The sequence below is a fragment of the Hymenobacter jeollabukensis genome (genome assembly GCF_005771675.1).
GTDB classification, from domain to species: Bacteria; Bacteroidota; Bacteroidia; order Cytophagales; family Hymenobacteraceae; genus Solirubrum; species Solirubrum jeollabukense.
On sequence record NZ_VAJM01000003.1, the window covers coordinates 585,957 to 604,741 of the forward strand.

10 protein-coding genes are annotated in these 18,785 nt (G+C 65.4%); all 10 read right to left on the reverse strand.

Annotation, left to right across the window (positions count from 1 at the left end; genetic code table 11):
• Positions 1 to 160 precede the first annotated feature (160 nt).
• On the reverse strand, positions 161 to 685 hold the full coding sequence (locus FDY95_RS09815; RefSeq protein ID WP_138077216.1) for an OmpA family protein: 525 nt from the start codon (positions 683 to 685) through the stop codon (positions 161 to 163).
• Between the two features lie 28 nt (positions 686 to 713).
• Positions 714 to 1,340 (reverse strand): hypothetical protein, encoded by a 627-nt coding sequence (locus tag FDY95_RS09820; RefSeq protein ID WP_138077217.1) that lies wholly within the window; start codon positions 1,338 to 1,340, stop codon positions 714 to 716.
• Positions 1,341 to 1,387: 47 nt separating this feature from the next.
• Positions 1,388 to 2,179 carry a hypothetical protein gene (locus tag FDY95_RS26285; protein ID WP_171025578.1) on the reverse strand — a complete coding sequence of 264 codons (792 nt, stop codon included), beginning with the start codon at positions 2,177 to 2,179 and terminating at the stop codon, positions 1,388 to 1,390.
• 264 nt (positions 2,180 to 2,443) lie between these two features.
• Positions 2,444 to 2,908: a hypothetical protein gene (locus FDY95_RS09830; protein WP_138077219.1), complete on the reverse strand. Its 465-nt coding sequence runs from the start codon at positions 2,906 to 2,908 to the stop codon at positions 2,444 to 2,446.
• A 284-nt stretch (positions 2,909 to 3,192) separates the two neighbouring features.
• Complete coding sequence (locus FDY95_RS09835; RefSeq protein WP_138077221.1) at positions 3,193 to 6,216, reverse strand: 7TM diverse intracellular signaling domain-containing protein; 3,024 nt, start codon at positions 6,214 to 6,216, stop codon at positions 3,193 to 3,195.
• A 148-nt stretch (positions 6,217 to 6,364) separates the two neighbouring features.
• Entirely contained in the window at positions 6,365 to 9,544 is a 3,180-nt protein-coding gene (infB, locus tag FDY95_RS09840) for a translation initiation factor IF-2 (protein WP_138077223.1), read from the reverse strand.
• Positions 9,545 to 9,691: 147 nt separating this feature from the next.
• On the reverse strand, positions 9,692 to 10,996 hold the full coding sequence (gene nusA / locus FDY95_RS09845) for a transcription termination factor NusA (RefSeq protein ID WP_138077225.1): 1,305 nt from the start codon (positions 10,994 to 10,996) through the stop codon (positions 9,692 to 9,694).
• A 112-nt stretch (positions 10,997 to 11,108) separates the two neighbouring features.
• Positions 11,109 to 11,582 (reverse strand): ribosome maturation factor RimP, encoded by a 474-nt coding sequence (locus tag FDY95_RS09850; protein WP_246073978.1) that lies wholly within the window; start codon positions 11,580 to 11,582, stop codon positions 11,109 to 11,111.
• Between the two features lie 110 nt (positions 11,583 to 11,692).
• Positions 11,693 to 15,151, reverse strand: coding sequence for a DUF7948 domain-containing protein (locus FDY95_RS09855; RefSeq protein WP_171025619.1), 3,459 nt, complete (start codon positions 15,149 to 15,151; stop codon positions 11,693 to 11,695).
• A gap of 98 nt (positions 15,152 to 15,249) precedes the next feature.
• On the reverse strand, positions 15,250 to 18,765 hold the full coding sequence (locus FDY95_RS09860) for a DUF7948 domain-containing protein (protein WP_138077229.1): 3,516 nt from the start codon (positions 18,763 to 18,765) through the stop codon (positions 15,250 to 15,252).
• Positions 18,766 to 18,785: the final 20 nt, after the last annotated feature.

Here is an 18,785-nt window from a genome sequence, read left to right on the forward strand (position 1 = left end):
CGCCTCTGAGCACTGAAGAAAGACCGGAGAGAGGAATAAGGAAATGCTGCTTCGGGAAAGGCCGGGTTCAGCCGAGGCTGAGTACCCAGCCCAGCAGCGCCGCCAGCAACAAGCCAGCGCCGCGCCGCAGGAGCAGGTGAGTCATGGCAGAGCGGGCGGCTTAGAGCTTGACGAATTCCAGGCGCTGGTTGAGCGGCGCGTACTCGTCGTCGGGCTCGGAGTAGAGCGGCTGGGTGCTGCCCAGGCCCTTGGCCGACAGCCGGGTGCCGTCGATGCCAAGGCCGATGAGGGCGGCGCGCACCGCGTCGGCGCGGCGCTGCGAGAGGCGCTGGTTGGCCGCCTCGCCGGCCAGCAGCGTGTGCGCTTCGATGCGCAGGCGCACGTCGGGGTTGCGGCGCAGCATGTCGGCCATGCCCTTCACGAAGGGCTGCGAATCGGCCAGCAGCGTGGCCGAGCCCTCTTCAAAAGCAATGCTGTGCGACACCACGCGGCCGTTGTCCATGAGCTGGGCGTAGTATTCACCGGTTTTCTCGGTGAGCTTGCGCTCCACGGCTTTGTTGATTTCGCGCTCGGCCGCGCGGTTCACGGCCCGGTCGACGGCGCCGGTAAGGATGCCAAACTGGGCTTGCGTGGTCAGCGGCAGCAGGCTCAGGAGCAGGCCGCTGAGGATGAAGAGAAGTTTCATAGCGGGAACGGGGAAGGGGTAAAAGAGCTTACAGCGCGGCTAGGCCGCGCAAATCCAGGGTGCGGGCCACGGCCTTGACCAGGCGCGTATCTTCCTGCCCGGTCGATTCGACGGAAACGAAGAACCGGTCGCCGACGCCCAGGGCCACGGCGGCGCGGCGCTCCAGCTTCTGCACGGTTTCGTAGCCGCGCACGCCGGGCAGGCCTAGGTCGCAGCCGCGCATGAGCTGCTCGTCGCTTTCCTGCCAGATGTCGGTGCTCATCAGGGCGGTGGCGCCGGCGTAGAGGGCCTGGGCACCGTTGTAGTCCACCAGCTGCACCTTCAGCCGCTGGTTGCCCTTGCGGTAGTGCTGCTCGCAGGTGGAGTAGCTGATGCCGCCCAACTGCACTGATTCGCCCTGCGGGCTGCCCTCGCGCACGAACCCCGCCACGTGCTCGGGCAGAAACCGTTGCAGCGTTTCATAGTGCAGTGAAATGGTGTCGCTGCGCAGGGGCTGACTCGCCGCAAGTCTCACCGGCTGGTGTTGCCCCGTCGGCACTGCAGCCTCTGCGTCGCTGAGTATGGGCACCGGCGGCTCGCTGGCGTTTTGCATGTGGCTACAGGCACCCAGTAGGAGCGGCAGCAGGCAGCAGGCGAGCAGGCGCGGAGCAGTCATGACGGGCGGGCGGGAGCGGAGGGCGGAGGAGGAGGGTAGGCGCGGGCTTAGAACCTGGCCGTCAGGCCGAGCTTGAGGTAGGACATATCATAGCCCAGCTCCCCGAAGGCGCCCAGATTGTCTGTCAGCATATAGCGCCCGCCGATGAAGATGCCCGACATCAGGGCCACGCCACCGTAGTTGTTACCGTAGATATCGTAGTTGGTCGAGTACGACTCAATGCGGACCCCCAGACTCAGGCCGGCGTAGGTGTCCAGCTTGGGGTTTTCCAGGATATTATAGTGGTAGGTGCCGCGGGCCGCCACGATGTAGTTCTTCCAAGAGGCTTTGAAGCCGCCCGAGTTCCAGCCGTAGCTTTTGTAGCCGACAATGCCGCCAACGCCGATAATGCCCGGGCCCACGTTATCGATAATACCGCGCTCCACCGACAGGCTCAGGGCCGGCGTAGCGTGCACGCCGCTGAACAGGCCGTAGCCGTAGCCCAGGCCGAAGCCTACGCCCAGGTTGGCGGCCGTACTGCCCACGCCGAAATCGTGGCCACCAGTAGCAGTTGCCTTGGCTGCCGGTTTGGCGGCCGTGGTTTTGGCCGGAGCGGGTGCCGAGGCCTCTTCTACTGCCGGAGCCGCAGCCGGTTTGGCGGCGGGTTTAGCGGCCGTCGTTGCGGGCTTGGCCGTGCTGCTGGCGGGTTTGGCGGCGGTGGTTTTACCGGTCGTGCTGCTGGCGGGCTTGGTTGTCGTGGTGCGAGTCGCCGTCGAAGCCGTGGAGCGCGTTTGGGCCGAGGCCGAAATGGTCGCGAAGGCCGACAGGGCGAGCAGGATGGAGAGGCGGAATGTTTTCATGGTGTTAGGGGAACGGTGTGAAAAGAACAGGACCAGGGCAGCGAGCGGCAGCAGGGCCAATCGTCTGGGACAAAGCTACCGGTTACCATCCCCTGGCGTCAATCGCATGATGATGTGACGATAATGTATTTATTTGATAATGAGTGGATTGATCAAAGCAGAAACGCCCCGCATCGCAGCTCGAAAGCACTGCGACGCGGGGCGTCAGAAGAAGGCGAAAACCGTTGGGCCAGTACCGATCAGCTGGCGTGGAGGCTGAGCAGTTTACTGGTCGGCAAACAGGCGCTGGGCCAGGCCGCCGATTAGCGGCAGCGGCTCATAGAGCCCGCTCATGGCGGACATCACGCCCATCATGCGCAGCAGCAGCAGCAGCCCCAGCCCAACGCCCGCCACCACCAGGCTACTCCAGCCTAGGAAGGGCAGCATCAGCAGCTGCATGAGCACCACCACGGCCGATATCACCGTCACCAGCGTCATCTGCCGCAGGTGAAAAGCGGTGAGCGGGCCGCGCTGCTCGCGGGGGCAGCGGTAAGCCGTCAGCCAGCCCGACACCGAGAGGTAGCACATGATGGCCACCTTCCGGTCAAGCTGCGCCGAGTCGGCACCGTAGGTGTCGCGGGAGGCAGCAGGGGAGATGCCGACTTCCTCGAAGTCACCCAACCAGTTGCCCAGCCGGTTGCTGAATTGCCAAACGATGTCAGTCGCTAAGATTCGGTTCAGAGCAAGCATAGGTGTCGGGGAATGAGTCTGCGTGGGAGCCGGTGCCCGGGCGGGCTGCCGGCGTCGACAAACCAATGTGCCAGCTAATGTGGCGAAGGTTGGTTGGCGTTCGACTTCCCAAAGGTGCTATTGAAGCTTGGCGAAGTGCTAACACGCATGTTTCAAATCCTGACACCTATGTGTCAAGGCTTGTAAATTGTTGATATACAGCGTATTTTATTTGTGTTAAGTGGTAAAAAAATAGCACGAGCCGGTATATTGGCTCGTGCTATACCATGATTAAGTAGTACGATTTATTGCTCAACCTCGGCCTTGGCGGCGTATTCGGAGGGCGTTTGCTGGTATTGTTCCCGGAAACATTTGCTGAAATAGGAGAGGTTGCCGAAGCCAACCTGCTCGGCTATTTCGGCCACGTTGCCGGCCTGAGCCAGCAGCAGCGCCGCCGCCCGCCGCAGCCGCACGGTGCGCACAAACTCCGAGGTCGACTGATCGGTAAGGGCCTTGAGCTTACGGTGCAGCTGCACCCGGCTCAGGGCCATCAGGTCGGCAAACTGCTCCACGCTGAAGTCGGCGTCGGCCATGCGTTCTTCCACCACGCCCAGCGCCCGGTTGAGGAAAGCCTCATCGGCCGAGGTGATGCTGATGTCGCGGGGCTGCAGGGTGACGGCCCGGCTGAAGCGCTGACGCAGCAGCTCCCGCTGGCGGATGAGGTTGTGCATGCGCACCCGCAGCTCCTCGGGGCGGAAAGGCTTGGTCAGGTACTCATCGGCGCCGAGGCCGAAGCTGGTCAGGCGGGCTTCGTCGCCGGCCCGGGCCGTGAGCAGGATGACGGGCACGTGGCTGGTTCGCTCGTCGGCACGCAGGCGGCGGCACAGCTCCAGCCCGTCCAGGCGGGGCATCATCAGGTCCGACACGACGAGGTCGGGCACCGTGGCAATGGCCCGCTCCAAGCCCTGCTCTCCGTCGTCGGCCGTCAGCACCCGGAACTCAACCGTCAGGCAGCTCTGGATGTAGGCGCGCATTTCGGGGTTGTCCTCCACCACCAGCACCAGCGGCCGGGCGTCGTCGGCATCTGCATCGGCGGCCGGCGCTGCCGGAATTGGTAAGTTGTCCGTGGTCTTGTCCAACTCGAACGTCAGCAGCTCCGCTTCGATAGAATCCGCGGCGTCGGTGGCGGGCCGTAGCTCGTCGGGCTGCAGGTGCGCCTTGCCCAGCGGCAGCTCCACCACAAACGTGGTGCCCTGCCCCGGCACGCTCGACACCCGAATGTGCCCGTGGTGCAGGGCCACCAGCTCTTTCACCAGCGCCAGGCCGATGCCCGAGCCCTCGTGGCGGCGCGTGCGCGAGTCGTCGACCTGGTGAAACCGGTCAAAAATCAGCGGCAGGTGTTCGGCCGGAATGCCCGGACCGGTGTCGCGCACCCGCAGTACCGCCCGCTCGGCCTGCCGTTCCACGCTGACCACCACCTGCCCGCCGGCCGGGGTGAACTTGAGCGCGTTGCCGAGCAGGTTGTAGAGAATTTTGTCGAGCTGCTCGCCGTCGAAATACACTTCCAGCGCCTCGAGCGGGCTTTCAAAGCGTAGTTGCACCTCATTGCCCACGGCCAGGGGTTCAAACGACAGCACGTTGGTGCGTACGGCCCGCACGAGGTCGTCGGGCGCGGCGGCCAGGCGGGTTTGCCCGGCTTCGAGGCGGGCAATGTCGAGCAGCTGATTGATGAGGCGCAGCAGCCGCCGGGCATTGCGCAGCATCAGGGCGTATTCGGGGTGCGCGGCCTCCTCGTGCCGCTGCCGGGTTTCGCTCAGCAGCTGCTCCAGCGGACTGATGATGAGCGTGAGCGGGGTGCGCAGCTCGTGCGAAATGTTGGTGAAGAACTTGGTTTTCAGCTCGTCCAGCTCCTGTAATTGGTGCGAGGTGCGGATGCTGGCCTGCAGCTCCTGGTAGGCCTGCTGTAGCTCGGCCGCCCGCGCCGCCAGCTCCTGGTTGGAGCGCTGCTGCAGCTCTTCCTTCTCGCGCGACACTTCCAGCGCCTGGGTCTGGGCCACCTGCTTTTCCTGCATGGCCGCCAGGGCTTCGCGCTGAGCGGCTTCTTTGGCCTGCAGCGCCCGCAACACTTCTTCCTGCGCCCGTTGCTTATCCTTCTTGGCCAGGTTGATGCGGTCGGCCAAGCCCAAGGACAGCAGAATCATTTCCACCGCCGAAGCCACGTGCACGCCGTGCGTCGACCAGAAGCCGAAGTGCGGAATCAGTTCCACCTGGCTCAGGTAATAGTTGACCACGGCCACCAGCAGCAGCGTCCAGCCCACCATGTAGTACCGCGCCGGGCGGTAGCCGGCCCGCAAGGCCAGCGTACCGGCGGTCAGCAATACAACGCTCGTCCACAGGGCCGTGCCAGCCTGCCACCACGCGGCCGCCTGCGAGTCGGGGGTGAGGAAGCTGAGCACGGGCAGCCAGGCCAGCAGCAGCGTCAGGCGCAGCAGCCGGTCGAAGCGGGGCAGCAGGCGCGGCGTTTCCAGGAAAGCCCGGGCCGTGAGGGTGCCGAAAAAGATGGTGCAGGCCAGGATGAAGTTCTGCCGCAGATCCAGCCCTGCCCCGCTCAGGTTGCTGGGCCAGAGCTGCCGCCAGTAGCCGGTCATGTCGAGCTGCGCGGCCGTAAACGCGGCCACGTACAGCGAGTAGTACAGGTAGCTTTTGTCGCGGACGGAGAAGTACAGCAGCAGGTTGTAGGCCAGCAGCGCCAGCAGGATGCCGAAGTACGGGCCCATCGTCAGGTCGCCTTCCCGCGCCGTTTGCAGCACGTGCGCCTGCTCGACGACAGCAAAGTACGCCCGTTGCCGGGCCGGCAGTCGGGCATAGAGCAGCAGTGGTTCACCGGGGCGCAGGTCGAGCTGCAGGTTGAACTGCCGCAGCTGCAGCGCGTGGGTTTGCGCGTAGGGCGCGGTCGAGGTCAGCACGTGCCGCCGGGACGGGCCGCCGGGGCGCTGCAGGTACACTTCCAGCCCGTCGAGGTAATCCGTCGATACCAGCAGCAGCCAGCGCGTACCTGCTTTGGTACCCGACTGCACGGCGCAACGGATCCACTGGTCCTGGGCGGTGGCGGGCAGGTCGGCTTTGGGCAGCGCCCGAAACTGCCCCGCCCAGCGCGCCGATTGCACCTCGGCCAGCGTCAGGCCGGCCGGGGCGGGCAGCACCTGCGCGTCTTGGTACAGCCAGTTCCAGGCGGCCGTATCGCGCACCACCGTTACCGGCCCCGGTGCGGCCACAGCGCCCACGACCAGCAGCCAGCAGCTCCCCAGCAGGAGTAACAGGTGTTTCATGCGGAACGGTGGTTGGTGAAAGAGCGCCTTAGGAAGATACAACACATTGCCCACATAGAGCCCAAAACGGGCAAAACCGTTGGCCCGGGGCCAAAAAAAGCCCCGGCCGTTTCCGGTCGGGGCTCTATTTGCACTGCGCAGCCGAGGCTTACAGCGTCCGTTTTACTTCCTTCTCGTCGAAGCCCTCGATGATGTCGCCTTCGCGCAGATCATCAAAGCCTTTCAGCGAGATACCGCATTCGTAGCCTTGGCGTACTTCCGAGACGTCGTCCTTGAAGCGCTTCAGGGCCAGAATGTTGCCGGTGTGCTGCACGATACCGTCGCGCACCAGACGCACCTTGGTGTTGCGGGTGATGGTGCCGTCCGTCACCATACAGCCGGCAATGGTGCCGACTTTGGTGATGTTGAACACCTGGCGCACCTCGATGGTGGCCACCGTCACTTCCTGCACCGTCGGGGCGAGCATGCCTTCCATGGCGTCCTTCACCTCGTTGATGGCGTTGTAGATGATCGAGTAGAGGCGGATGTCAATCTGCTCCTGCTCGGCCAGCTTCCGCGCGCTGAGCGACGGACGCACCTGGAAGCCGATGATGATGGCGTCGGAGGCCGAAGCCAGCAGCACGTCCGATTCGGAAATGGCGCCCACCCCTTTGGAGAGGATGTTCACGGCCACTTCGCCGGTCGAGAGCTTGAGCAGCGAGTCCGACAGGGCTTCCACCGAGCCGTCCACGTCGCCCTTCACGATGATGTTCAGTTCCTTGAACGAACCGATAGCCAGACGACGACCAATCTCGTCGAGCGTGATGTGCTTCTTGGTGCGCATCGACTGCTCGCGCTGCAGCTGCAGACGCTGGGTGGCAATTTCGCGGGCTTCGCGCTCCGTTTCCATCACCACAATTTTGTCACCGGCCTGCGGGGCACCCTGCAAACCGAGCAGCTGCACCGGGGTCGAGGGCCCGGCCGTCTTCATCTTCTTGCCGCGGTGGTCCGTCATGGCCTTCACGCGGCCGTGGTGCGGACCAGCCAGCACGATGTCGCCGACTTCCAGCGTACCCGTCTGCACCAGGATGGTCGTCACGTAGCCGCGACCCTTGTCGAGCGAGGCTTCGATAACGGTACCCACAGCGCGGCGGTCGGGGTTGGCTTTCAGCTCCAGCAGTTCGGCTTCCAGCAGCACTTTCTCGAGCAGATCCTCGATGCCGGCACCGGTTTTGGCCGACACTTCCTGCGACTGGTACTTACCGCCCCATTCTTCCACCAGGATGTTGATGGCCGACAGTTCCTCGCGGACCTTATCGGGGTTGGCACCCGGCTTATCAATCTTGTTTAGGGCAATGACAATCGGCACACCAGCTGCTTGCGCGTGGTTGATGGCTTCCTTGGTCTGCGGCATCACCGAGTCGTCGGCGGCCACCACAATGATGGCAATGTCCGTCACCTTGGCACCACGGGCACGCATGGCGGTAAACGCTTCGTGACCCGGGGTATCGAGGAAGGTGACTTTGCGGCCCGAAGCCGTTTTCACCTCGTAGGCCCCGATGTGCTGGGTGATACCGCCGGCTTCGCCCTTGGCCACCTGCGCATCCCGGATGTAGTCCAGCAGCGAGGTCTTACCGTGGTCGACGTGGCCCATGATGGTCACAATCGGTGCCCGATCCTGCAGTGCGTCCGGATCATCTTCTTCCACCACGGCCACATCCTGCTCGTCTTCTGCCGAGAGGAATTCCACGTCGAAGCCGAACTCGTCGGCAATGACGGTAATGGCTTCGGCGTCGAGGCGCTGGTTGATGGACACGAACATGCCCATGTTCAGGCAGACCTTGATAACCTCGTTCACCGACACGTTCATCAGCGAAGCCAGGTCGTTGGCCGAGATGAACTCGGTCAGCTTCAGGGTCTTCGAGGCCAGTTCGCTCTGCTGACGGGCTAGCTCGGTAGCCTCGGCAATACCGGCGCGCTTGTCGCGGCGGTATTTGGCGCGGTTCTGCTGGTTGCCGCCGCGGCCGCCGCTCAGGCGGGCCAGCGTAGCCTTGATCTGGTCCTGAATCTGCTTATCGTTCTGCTCGGGCGAACCGGGCTGAGCGGGCGTCACCGGGCGGTTGTTGCCGCCACGGTTGCCGCCGGGACCACCGCCGGGGCGGTTACCCTGGCCGGGGCCACCCGGACGGTTGCCACCCGGGCCACCACCGGGGCGGTTGCCCATGTAGCCGGTGCCGGTAGGACGGTTGTCGGGCTGGCCTTGGCCTTGCCCACCACCTTGCTGACCCTGACCGGGCACGGCAATACGGGCACGCTTTTTCTTATCGCCGATACCAGCTTTGCGCACGTCCGAAGACGCTACCGGGCGGGCACCACGGCCACCGCCACGACGCGAGGCGTCCACCGGCAGCTCGATCTTGCCGAGTACCGTCAGACCCTTCAGCTGCTCGCCGCGGGCTACGATGGTGCCCTGGTCGCCTTCGCCACCGGCAGCGGGAGCTTCCGGGGCCGCAGGAGCGGCCGGGGCAGCGGGCGCCCCGGCTACCGGAGCAGCCGGCTTGGCTTCAGTCACGGGGGCTGCTTGCGGCGCGGGGGTAGGAGCGGGAGCCGGAGCTGCGGGCGCCGCCGGACGAGCTTCAGCCACGGGAGCCGGAGTCGGGGCGGGCGTGGGCGTGGGTGCCGGGGTGGGTGCCGGAGCGGGCGCGGGTTGCGCGGGCTTTTCGGCTACCGGAGCCGGAGCGAGCTTTGGCGCCTCCGCTACCGGAGCCGGCGTGGGGGCCGGGGCTGGTTCTGGCTTGGCTTCCGCCACTGGAGCTGGTGCGGGAGCCGGAGTAGCCACCGGAGCCGGCGTCGGCGCGGGGGCCGGCTGAGCCGGGCGCGGCGGCACCGGACGGCCCTTGGCGTCCAGTTCGATCTTGCCTAATACTTTCAGGCCCGGTACCGGCCGGTCGTTGCTGACCGGGGCGACGGGTGCCTGGGGCGCGGCCGGCTGAGCCGGGGCCTGCGCTACGGGAGCCGGGGCCGGCTGCGGGGCAGCAGGCTTGGCGGGCTCCACGGGTTTGGGAGCTGGGGCGGGGGCGGCGGCTTTCGCCGCGGCTTCTTTGGCCTGGGAGGCCTGTTCCAGCTCGGTGTGGCGCAGGGTCTGGCCGCGCCGTGCGGCCTCGGCCTTGTCCTGGGCCGACGAAGCAAACTCCTTATTCAGCAACGCAACCTGATCGGCCGAGAGCTTCGTGGTGGGTTTATTTTCAACAGAAATTCCCTTCGCCGCGAGAAAATCCACAATAGTGTGGGTCCCGACGTTCAGGTCCGTGGCCGCTTGTTTCAGTCGTTTGCTTGCTGCTTCCGCCATTCTTGGGTTGCGCTCGATACTCGTAGTTGGGTGCAAAAGTACGATTTAATTATTGCCAAACGGCGGAAAACCCACCTATTCAGGCAGGTCTTCCGCCGGACTGTGCCCGAGCGGCTCCGGCCCTTACGTACAGGGCCGGGCCGCGGGTTACTCTTTCTCCTCGGTCGATTCGTCCGTTGCGGGCTCCGCAGCGGGCGTTTCTTCCTCGTCTTCGCCGTCAAATTCGGCCTGGATGACGCGGAAAACTTCCTCCACGTTTTCTTCTTCCAGCTCGGTGCGGCGCACGATATCAGCTTTGTTAACGGCCAATACGGCGCGGCCGGTGTCGAGGCCGATTTTCTTCAGCTCGTCGATGATCCACTGCTCGATTTCGTCGCTGAACTCTTCCAGCGTGATATCCTCTTCGTAGGAATCGGCTTCGCGGAAAACGTCGATTTCCATGCCCACGAGGCGGGAGGCCAGTTTGATGTTGGCGCCGCCCCGGCCGATGGCCAGTGAAACCTGGTCCGGCTTCAAGAACACCGAAACCCGCCCGGTTTGTTCATTTATTTTCATCGTGCTGATGCGGGCCGGCGACAAAGCACGCTGAATGTACAGCTCCAGGTTGTCGGTGTAGTTGATGATATCGATGTTCTCGTTCTCCAGCTCCCGCACCACGGCGTGGATGCGGCTACCCTTCATACCTACGCAGGCACCAACGGGGTCGATCCGGTCGTCGTAGCTCTCGACGGCGACTTTGGCCCGCTCGCCCGGCTCGCGCACGATGTTCTTGATGGTGATGAGGCCGTCGGCAATTTCCGGTACTTCCTGCTCCATCAGGCGCTCCAGGAAGGCCGGAGCGGCGCGGGACAGGATGATTTTGGGGGCACCGTTCAGCACGTCGACGCGGTGCACAACGGCGCGGATGGTGTCGCCCTTGCGGTAGCGGTCCTTGGGAATCTGCTCGGTTTTGGGCAGGCTCAGCTCGTTTTCTTCCTGGTCGAGCACGAGGGTTTCGCGGCCCCACACCTGGTACACTTCGCCGGCAATGATTTCGCCGACCATGTCCTTGTATTTCTGGTAGAGGTTGTCGCGCTCCAGGTCCTTCACGCGCTGAATCAGCGTCTGGCGGGCCATGAGCACGGCGCGGCGGCCGAAATCCTCCAGCTTCACCTGCTCCGATACTTCCTCGCCTACCTCGAAATCGGGCTCGATCTTCTGCGCGTCGGACAGCGGAATTTTGTCGTGGTCCCAGATATCCTCCGACTCATCGTCCACGATTTCGCGGTTGCGCCAGATTTCCAGGTCCCCGTTGTCGGGGTTGATGATGACGTCGAAGTTGGAGTCGTCGTCGAACTTCTTCCGGATCATGGTGCGGAACACCTCCTCCAGGATGCTCATCATCGTGGGGCGGTCGATGTTCTTGAACTTGGCAAACTCCGAGAATGACTCGATGAGGTTGAGGGTGTTCATTATGGGAATGGTTAAATTGCTAAACTGTTAAATTGTTGATTGTTAAATGGTTGTTCTGTGTTTTCTGGGCGAAAAGCCAGCCATTTAGCAATTTGACAATTCAACAATCACCTTATTTAAACGAAATGACCACGCGGGCTTCGCTGATGTCGGCGAAGGGGAACAGGGCGGTGGGCAGGGTTTTCTTCTTGTTTTTTTCTTTCACCACTTCCGTGAGCAGGAGGCCTTCGGGCGTAGTCTCTTCCAGCGTGCCTTCCAGCTCGCGGCCGTCGGCTAGCTTCAGGGCCAGGGTGCGGCCGGCGTGGCGGGCGTACTGGCGCGGGTCGGTCAGGGGCTGGTCGGCGCCGGGGGTGGTGACTTCCAGGTTGTAGGCCGCTTCTTCGCCGTAGGCTTCGTCGATCTGGCGGATCAGGCGGCGAGTGGTGCTGCTCAGCTCGTCGATGCCAATGCCGTCTTCGCCGTCGATGGTGGCGGTGATTTTGGGCCGGGCGGCCGTATTGCTCACCGTCAGGCTCACCACGAAGTACTCGGGGCCCGGCAGGCTGGCGTCCAGCATCTGCTGAATGCGGTTGCGGTCGAAACTCATGGGCAAGGTGATGGGTGGGAAAAGAAAGAGGGGACTGGCGTCCCCTCTCGTGATACTGAAGTAAGTGCGGCAAAGATACAACATTGCCGGGCCCAGCGCAAGCCCCGGCCTCAGCGCACGATTTCCAGCCAGCCCTTCACGGTGCGGCCGTCGGGAAACGTGAGCAGATAGTAATACACGCCGGCGGGCTGGGTGCCGCCGTTCCAGTCGTTGGCGTAGGCGGCCGATTCGTACACCTGGTTGCCCCAGCGCGAGAAAACCCGCAGGCGCGGCGGGCAGCCCCGGGTGACTTCAAACACGTCGTTGAGCTGGTCGTTGTTGGGCGTAATGACGTTGGGCACGGGCCGGACGGCCAGCACCTCCACGGGCGGTGTTGGCTGGCTGATGCTGCAACGCCCACCGTTGTAGTCCACGGTGACCTTGGGCTGAAACTGCCGCGCATGGCGGTACACGTGCTCGGGCGTGAGGCCGGTGGCGACGGTGCTGTCGCCGAAGTCCCAGCGTACATCGGCGGCGGCCAAGGTTGTGCGGCTGCTCAGGCTGAAGCGCACCCGCAGCGGGGCTTCACGGTCCTCGGGGCACTGCACGCGCGCCCAGGTGGCCGTCACGACGGGTGCTGCCGCCGGGCTCACGCGCCGGGTGGCCGAGGCGGTGCAGGCGCCCATCGTTACCGTGTACGTGAGTACAACGGCGGCATTGAAGACGGCGGGGGGCGTAAACACCCCGCCGGGCGTGATGCCGGGGCCGCTCCAGGTGCCGCCCGCCGGAGTACCCCGCAGCTGCACGGCCTGGAGGCTGCCCGCGCAGAGCAGCGTATCGGGGCCGGGTCGCACGTTGGGTGGCGTCGAAACATTGACCTGCCGGGTAGTTTGCACGGTGCAGCCGTTCTGGCTGTAGCTATAAGTAAGCGTGTGCGTGCCCGCGCCGGCCAGAGCCACCGAAAACGTAGAATCGCGCACGCCGGGGCCGGTGAAGGTGCCGCCCGCCGGGGTGGCGTGCAGCGTGACAACCGGCGCCGAAGTGGCTGATAGGCAGAACGCACTCTGCGGCAGCGCGGCAAAGGTGACTGTGGGCGGGGGCGTGACGGTCACCAGCAAATCATCCTGGCTGGAGCACTGGCTCTGGCCGGGAGCGAGGTAAGAATACGTCAGCCGTTGCGGCCCGAGCAGCGCCAGGCTGGGCGTGAAGAAGAAGCCCGCCGCCACCGAGCCGCTCACGCCCGGGCCCGACCACACGCCGCCGAAGGGTGTGCCGCCCAGGCGTAGCGGGGCAGCCGTGGCGCAGATGGTTCGGTCGGCACCGGCCGCGGCCGCGCTGATTTCGAAGCTGAACTTGATGGCCGCGTTGTTGCAAAAGGTGCCTGGGCCTTGCAGGGGACTATAGGTATTGGCACCCGGGGGCACTGGCCATTGGCCCGAACCGCAGGAACACACCGATTGATACACGACGCCGCGCGGATCGAAGCGCGAGGTGCCGCCGTCGACGTGGTCCCCCACGTTCAGATCGTAAGAGCCGTAATACGTGGCGTATTCGAGGGCCTGGGCCGCGGGCGAAAGGGCCAGCAGGTAAAAGTCGCCGCCGTCGGTGGTGCTTTGCACGGCGCCTGCCGATACGGGCAAACCCAGGGTGGTGCCGTTGGTGCCGAATGGCGGGAAGTGGTTGTTCAACTCGCCGCCCCAGCCGCTGACGTAAATCCGGTCGCACTGATCCACGAGGAAGGCCGTGGGCGAAATGTCGATGGTGCTGCGGCCCGAGCCGAACACGGTGGAGAAGCCGGTGGTCTGCAGGTTGGTGTCGAGCTGGTGGATGAACTGGTGGCTGCCGGGGTTGACGTAGCGACCCGCCGTGACGGGGTAGCTGCCCAGGCTCTGGCCCAGCAGGTACACGTCGCCGTCGGTGTCGAGCTGCACGAAATAAGCCTGGTCGTAGCTGCTGGTGCCCAAGTATGTACCGCGTTCCAGGGTGCCGCCCGCCCCGATGCGTACTACAAAGCCATCGGCCGAGCCGCCGCGGGCGGTAGCGTGCAGGGGTGTGCCGGGCGTGGGGAAATCGAGGCTGGTGGTGCCGCCGCACACGAACAGGGTGCCCGCAGCCCCGAGCTGCAGCGAATAGGCCGCATCGGCGCCCGAGCCGCCCAGGAAACTGCTCCAGAGCAGACTGGTCAGGCCCGGGTTCAGCTTGCACACCACCGCGTCGGAAGCGGTGCGGTAGGTGGTTTGGAAGCCGCCCGGCACGGGAAAGTTGCCGGACGTGGTGTTCGAGGCGAGGTACACGTTGTCGGCCGCGTCGACGATGATGTCGCCGCGAAACGGGTCGCCGTAGTTATGCGCCAGCGGGCTGGCCGCGCCCTGCGGATCCAGAATGCCGTCGTTGCCGCTGCCGCCGAGGTAGGTCGAGCCCAGCAGCGCCGAGCCGTTGGCGTTGAAGCGCGTCACCACGATGTCGGTGCCCGCCGGAATCAGGTAGCCCATGCCGTAGGAGTACGGGTCGACGGCGGTGCCGAGGTTGAAGCTGCGGTCGTAGGCGCCCGGGGTGGTCGGGTAGTCGGCCGAGGAGGAAGTGCCGAGCACCAGCAACTCGCCCTGGTTGTTGACCACCATACTTTCGGGGTAATCGGCCCGGGAGCCGCCGAGGTAGGTGGCCCACGCGCGCGCGGCCGGGCCGGTGGCGGCGGTATTGTACTTGATGATGGCTATGTCGAGCGAATCGGCGGGGCGCACCTGGAAGGCGCCGGGCGAGGCCGGGTAGCCCACCCCGAAAATAATGCCGCCGGAATACAGGTTGCCCTGCTGGTCGTAGGTGGCCGTGAAGCCCCAGTTGTCCTTGCGCGAGCCGGTATAGGTGGAAAATACCACCGTCGGGTCGATGGTCAGCGGGCGGTTGTGGTCGTAGCGGCCGAGACGGAAATGCACTTCGCGGCCCTGCAGCACGTAGTGGCAGGCCACGGGCTGGCGCCGGCCGCGGGCGTCGAGCTGCCAGGCCCGCGGGGCCAGCTCCGTGACGGTGCCCACCGAGGTCTGCAGCTGCAGGGAGCCGCCGGGGCGCAGGCGCAGGGCTTCGGCCCCGGTGTAGCGCAGGCCGATAACGGCCGCATCGGCTCCGGCGGCCAGCTCAAAGTCGTATTCTAGCTGCTCCTGCGCATTTTCATACAGGTGCGCATCGATACCGGGCCAGAGCCGGCGGTAGCGCAGCTCACGGTAGCCGGGCACCTGGCTGGCCCAACGGCGCGGGTTGTTGCCGCGGAAGTAGTTGCGCACTTCGCCGGTGGGCCCGGCGGGTTCCAGGGCCGCCGCCGCCGCGCCGATAAATTCCAGCTGCACGGCGTGGCCGCGTACCTGAGCAGGTAGCGGCGGCCGTTCGCCGGAGGTGCCCGTCGGGTGCCGATGCGGATCGAAGGATTCCGTCAGCACGTACGTCAGGCCGCGGGCTTCGGCGTAGAGCTGCCCTCCGGGCACGGTGGCGGAGTAGCGCACCGCGGCGGCCCACTGCCCGCGGTTTTCGATGAATTCCAGGTGGTCAGGTGGCGCCTTTGCGGCCCGCGCCGGGGCACGCAGGGCCAGCAAGCTCAAAAGCAGAAGAAGTAAGGGACGCACCACAAACAGCCGGAAAAGGACAGACCACCGAATGTAGCACATTCGGTGGTCTGTCAGGCAGGGATAATGGCGGGTTAGCGGCGGATTTCCAGCCAGCCCTTGGCCGTGCGGCCCTCCGTATCAACTAGGTGGTAATAGTAAATACCGTCGGGCAGGTTGCCGCCGCCCTTCAGGCCGCCGGCCCAGTCGTTCTGGTAGTTCTGGGTTTCGTACACCTGATTGCCCCAGCGCGAGAATACCTTGATGGTCACCGGCAGGCAGCTTAGGCGCTGCTCAAACGTGTCGTTCTGCCCGTCGCCGTTGGGGGTGATGATGTTCGGAATGAACGGGTCGCCGACGTACACCGGGGCGAAGCGCGTGGTCGAGGAGCAGGACGAGTTGTAGTAGGCCGTGAACTTCACCTGGTACTTGCCGGGCTTGGCATACACGTGCGTCGGAAACTGCTCGGTGCTCTGCACGATGTCGCTGCGTTCCGCGTCGCCAAAATTCCACTCGTATCTGTTGGCGAAGAGCAGGTCGTGATTGAAGGTATGCGTAAACGGGGCCATGCCGGTGTAGAAGGGCATGTCTTCGCCAGGACGGGGCTTCAGCGGGCAGGTCGGCAGCTCCAGAACCTGGTTGGTACGGTCCTCGGGCACCAGCATCACGCGCAGCTGGGACGCGTTCAGGCAGCCGGTGGTGGCGCGGTAAGTGTAGGTGAGCATCACCGGGCCGCTGCTGCCGGGCACCGGGGTGTACTGCCCGTCGGGCGTGCAGCCGGGGCCGCTCCAGGTGCCGCCCGCGGGGGAGCCCTGCAGGCGGTAGCCGCTGCGCTGGAAGGAGCACAGCGCCGTGTCGCGGCCCGCTACCACGACGGGCACGTTGTTGACCAGAATGCGCTGCGAAGCCGAGCCACACTGCAGCGCGGGTAGATTATAGGTGATGGTGTGCGTGCCCGGACCCGCCGCTTGGGGGTTGAACTGGTCGCCGGTGACGCCCGGGCCGCTCCAGGTACCGCCGACGACGGTGGCCGTCAGACGAATGGGTGCTTCGTAGAGGCAGATCTGCGGGGGCAGGGCGAAGGTGACGGGCGTGATGGGCAGCACCGTCATGTTCAGGGTGCTGGTGGTGACGCAGGTGCCGGTGCTGGCCACCGTGTAGGTCAGTTGGTGCGTACCCACGGCGGCCGTGCCCGGTGCGAAGGTGTAGCCCGCAGCCACCGAGCCCGTGACGCCGGTGCCCGCCCAAGTGCCGCCCGCGGGCGAGCCGCCCAGGCGCATCGAGCCCGCATCCACGCACACGCTCTGGTTCGGGCCGGCCACGGCCACGTTCATGCCGAAGTCAATCTTGAAGGCGGCGTTGTTGCAGTTCGAGGCCCCGTTGCGGGTGGAGTAAGAGCCGGCGCCGGGCGGAATCGGGAAGCTCGACGAGCCGCCGCAGCCGCCGCATACGGCCTGGTACACGAAGCCGCGACGGTCGAAGCGCGAGGTGCCGCCGTCGACGTGCTCCTCGCCGCTGCCGCCGAAGTAGGTGGCGTATTCCAGCGTCGTGGCGTAGGGCGCCAGCTGCATCAGGTAGAAGTCGTTGCCGTCGGTGGTGCGCTGAATGGCGTTGCTGGTGGTAATCAGGCCGCGGGTGTCCTCGTTGCCGTAGCTGCCGCCGTTGATGTCGCCGCCCCAGCCGCAGATGTAAATCCGCTCGCACTGGTCGACCAGAAAGGCCGTGGGCGAAATATCCGGGTTGCTGCGGCCGGTGCCGAAGGCCGTGCTCAGCACCGCGCTGCCCAGGTCGGGCGCCAGCTTGTTGACGAACTGCCGGCCGTTGGCGCTGGAATACACGTTGCCGACGATGGGCCACTGCCCGCGCGTCTGGCCCAGGGCGTACACCCCGCCCAGCCCGTCGAGCTGCAGAAAGTACACCTCGTCGTGCTGCCCGGTGCCCAGGTAGGTCACACGGCGGGCCTGGTAGCTGCTGCCTGCGTTGGGCGAGAGGCGGGCAATGTAGCCGTCGACGCCGCCGAACAGGCTGGTCTGGTAAGCGCCGCTGATGGGTTCCAAGTCGGCGCTGGTGGTGCCGCCGCCGATGTAAATGTCCCGGGCCGCGTTAATCTGAATGGAGTAGGCCGCATCGGCACCCGAGCCGCCGAAGTAGCTGGAAAACGTAAGGGCGCTGAGCGTGGGCGAGAGGCGGGCCACCACCGCGTCGTAGAGGCCGCCGCGGTGGCTGGTCTGCACCGCCCCCACCAGCGGAAAGTTGGTCGACGCGGTGCTGCTGGCAATGTACACGTTGTCGTCGCTGTCCACCGTGATGTCGCCGCGGAACTGGTCACCGTAGTTGTGCACCAGCTGGTTAAAGGAGCCGGTGGTCGTCAGCAGGCCGTCGTTGTTGGTACCGCCGAGGAAGGTCGAGCCCACCAGTGCCGAGCCGCTGCTGTTCAGGCGCGTCACCACGATATCGGAGCCCGCGGTGTAGCTCAGGCCGCTGAGCGGGGCAAAGCTCGGCCCGCCCTCGAAATGCTGGTCGAAGCCGTTGCCCGTCACCGGATAATTCGCGGAAGAAGTGGTGCCGAGCACCAGCAGGTCGCCCTGGTTGTTCACCACCAGGCTGTGCGGCACGTCGGCGCCGCTGCCGCCGATGTAGGTGGCCCACAGGCGCGAGGCGCTGCCGGTGGCGGCGCTGTTGTACTTGATGATGGCCATGTCGATAACCCCGCCGAAGGAAGTATCGAAGGCGCCCGGGCTGGTGGGGTAGCCGGCGGCGAAGGCAATGCCGCCGGAGTACATGTTGCCCTGCTGGTCGTAGGTGGCCGTGAAGCCCCAGTTGTCGGAGGTCGAGCCCGTAAACGAGGAAAATACCACCGTCGGGTCGATGGTCAGCGGGCGCGTATGGTCGTAGCGGCCCAGCTCGAAGCGCACTTCGCGGCCCTGCAGCACGTAGCGGCAGCTCACCGGCTGCTGCCGGCCATTGGCGTCGAGCTGCCAAGCCTGCGGAGCCAGCTCCGTGACGGTACCCACCGAGGTGCCGATTTCCAGCACGCCGTCGGGGCGCAGCTGCAGGCGGTCGGCGCCGTCGTAGCGCAGGCGGATGCGGCCCGCGTCGGCCCGAGCGGCCAGCTCGAAGTCGTATTCCAACTGGCCCTGGCGGTTTTCGTAGAGGTGCGCGTCGATGCCGTTCCACAGGCCCTGGTAGCGCAGCTCGCGGTAGCCGCCCACGCCCTGGGCCCAGCGCTTGGCGTCGTTGCCGAGCAGGTAGTTGCGCACTTCGCCGGTGGGCACGGTGGGCTGCAGGGTGGCGCCGCTGCGGGCCCCTACGAAGCGCATGCTGTAGGCGTGGCCGTGCATCTTGTCGGTGGCCGCGGCGCCTTCCTTGCCGTGGTGGTGGTGGGCCGCCAACTGCTGCGGATCGACGAAGGAATAGGTCAGGCCGGTGGCTTCTACGAACAAGCGGCCGGCGGGCAGCGGGGCGGCGTAGCGGGCGCGGGTGTCCCACTGGCCTTTGTTCTCGATGAACTCCAGGCTGCGGGCGGGCGGCTCACTGAGGGCCTGCGCCAGGGTGGGAAGGGACAACAGGCCAAGCAGCGCAGCCACCCGGCCGAGGGTAGAAAGAAACATGGGACGTTAATAGAGGATTA

What these genes read in the sequence shown, in the direction of transcription:
- FDY95_RS09815 (WP_138077216.1), bottom strand. Translation starts at nt 685, where the DNA reads ATGAAACTTCTCTTCATCCTCAGCGGCCTGCTCCTGAGCCTGCTGCCG.
- FDY95_RS09820 (WP_138077217.1), bottom strand. Translation starts at nt 1,340, where the DNA reads ATGACTGCTCCGCGCCTGCTCGCCTGCTGCCTGCTGCCGCTCCTACTG.
- FDY95_RS26285 (WP_171025578.1), bottom strand. Translation starts at nt 2,179, where the DNA reads ATGAAAACATTCCGCCTCTCCATCCTGCTCGCCCTGTCGGCCTTCGCG.
- FDY95_RS09830 (WP_138077219.1), bottom strand. Translation starts at nt 2,908, where the DNA reads ATGCTTGCTCTGAACCGAATCTTAGCGACTGACATCGTTTGGCAATTC.
- FDY95_RS09835 (WP_138077221.1), bottom strand. Translation starts at nt 6,216, where the DNA reads ATGAAACACCTGTTACTCCTGCTGGGGAGCTGCTGGCTGCTGGTCGTG.
- infB (WP_138077223.1), bottom strand. Translation starts at nt 9,544, where the DNA reads ATGGCGGAAGCAGCAAGCAAACGACTGAAACAAGCGGCCACGGACCTG.
- nusA (WP_138077225.1), bottom strand. Translation starts at nt 10,996, where the DNA reads ATGAACACCCTCAACCTCATCGAGTCATTCTCGGAGTTTGCCAAGTTC.
- FDY95_RS09850 (WP_246073978.1), bottom strand. Translation starts at nt 11,582, where the DNA reads ATGAGTTTCGACCGCAACCGCATTCAGCAGATGCTGGACGCCAGCCTG.
- FDY95_RS09860 (WP_138077229.1), bottom strand. Translation starts at nt 18,765, where the DNA reads ATGTTTCTTTCTACCCTCGGCCGGGTGGCTGCGCTGCTTGGCCTGTTG.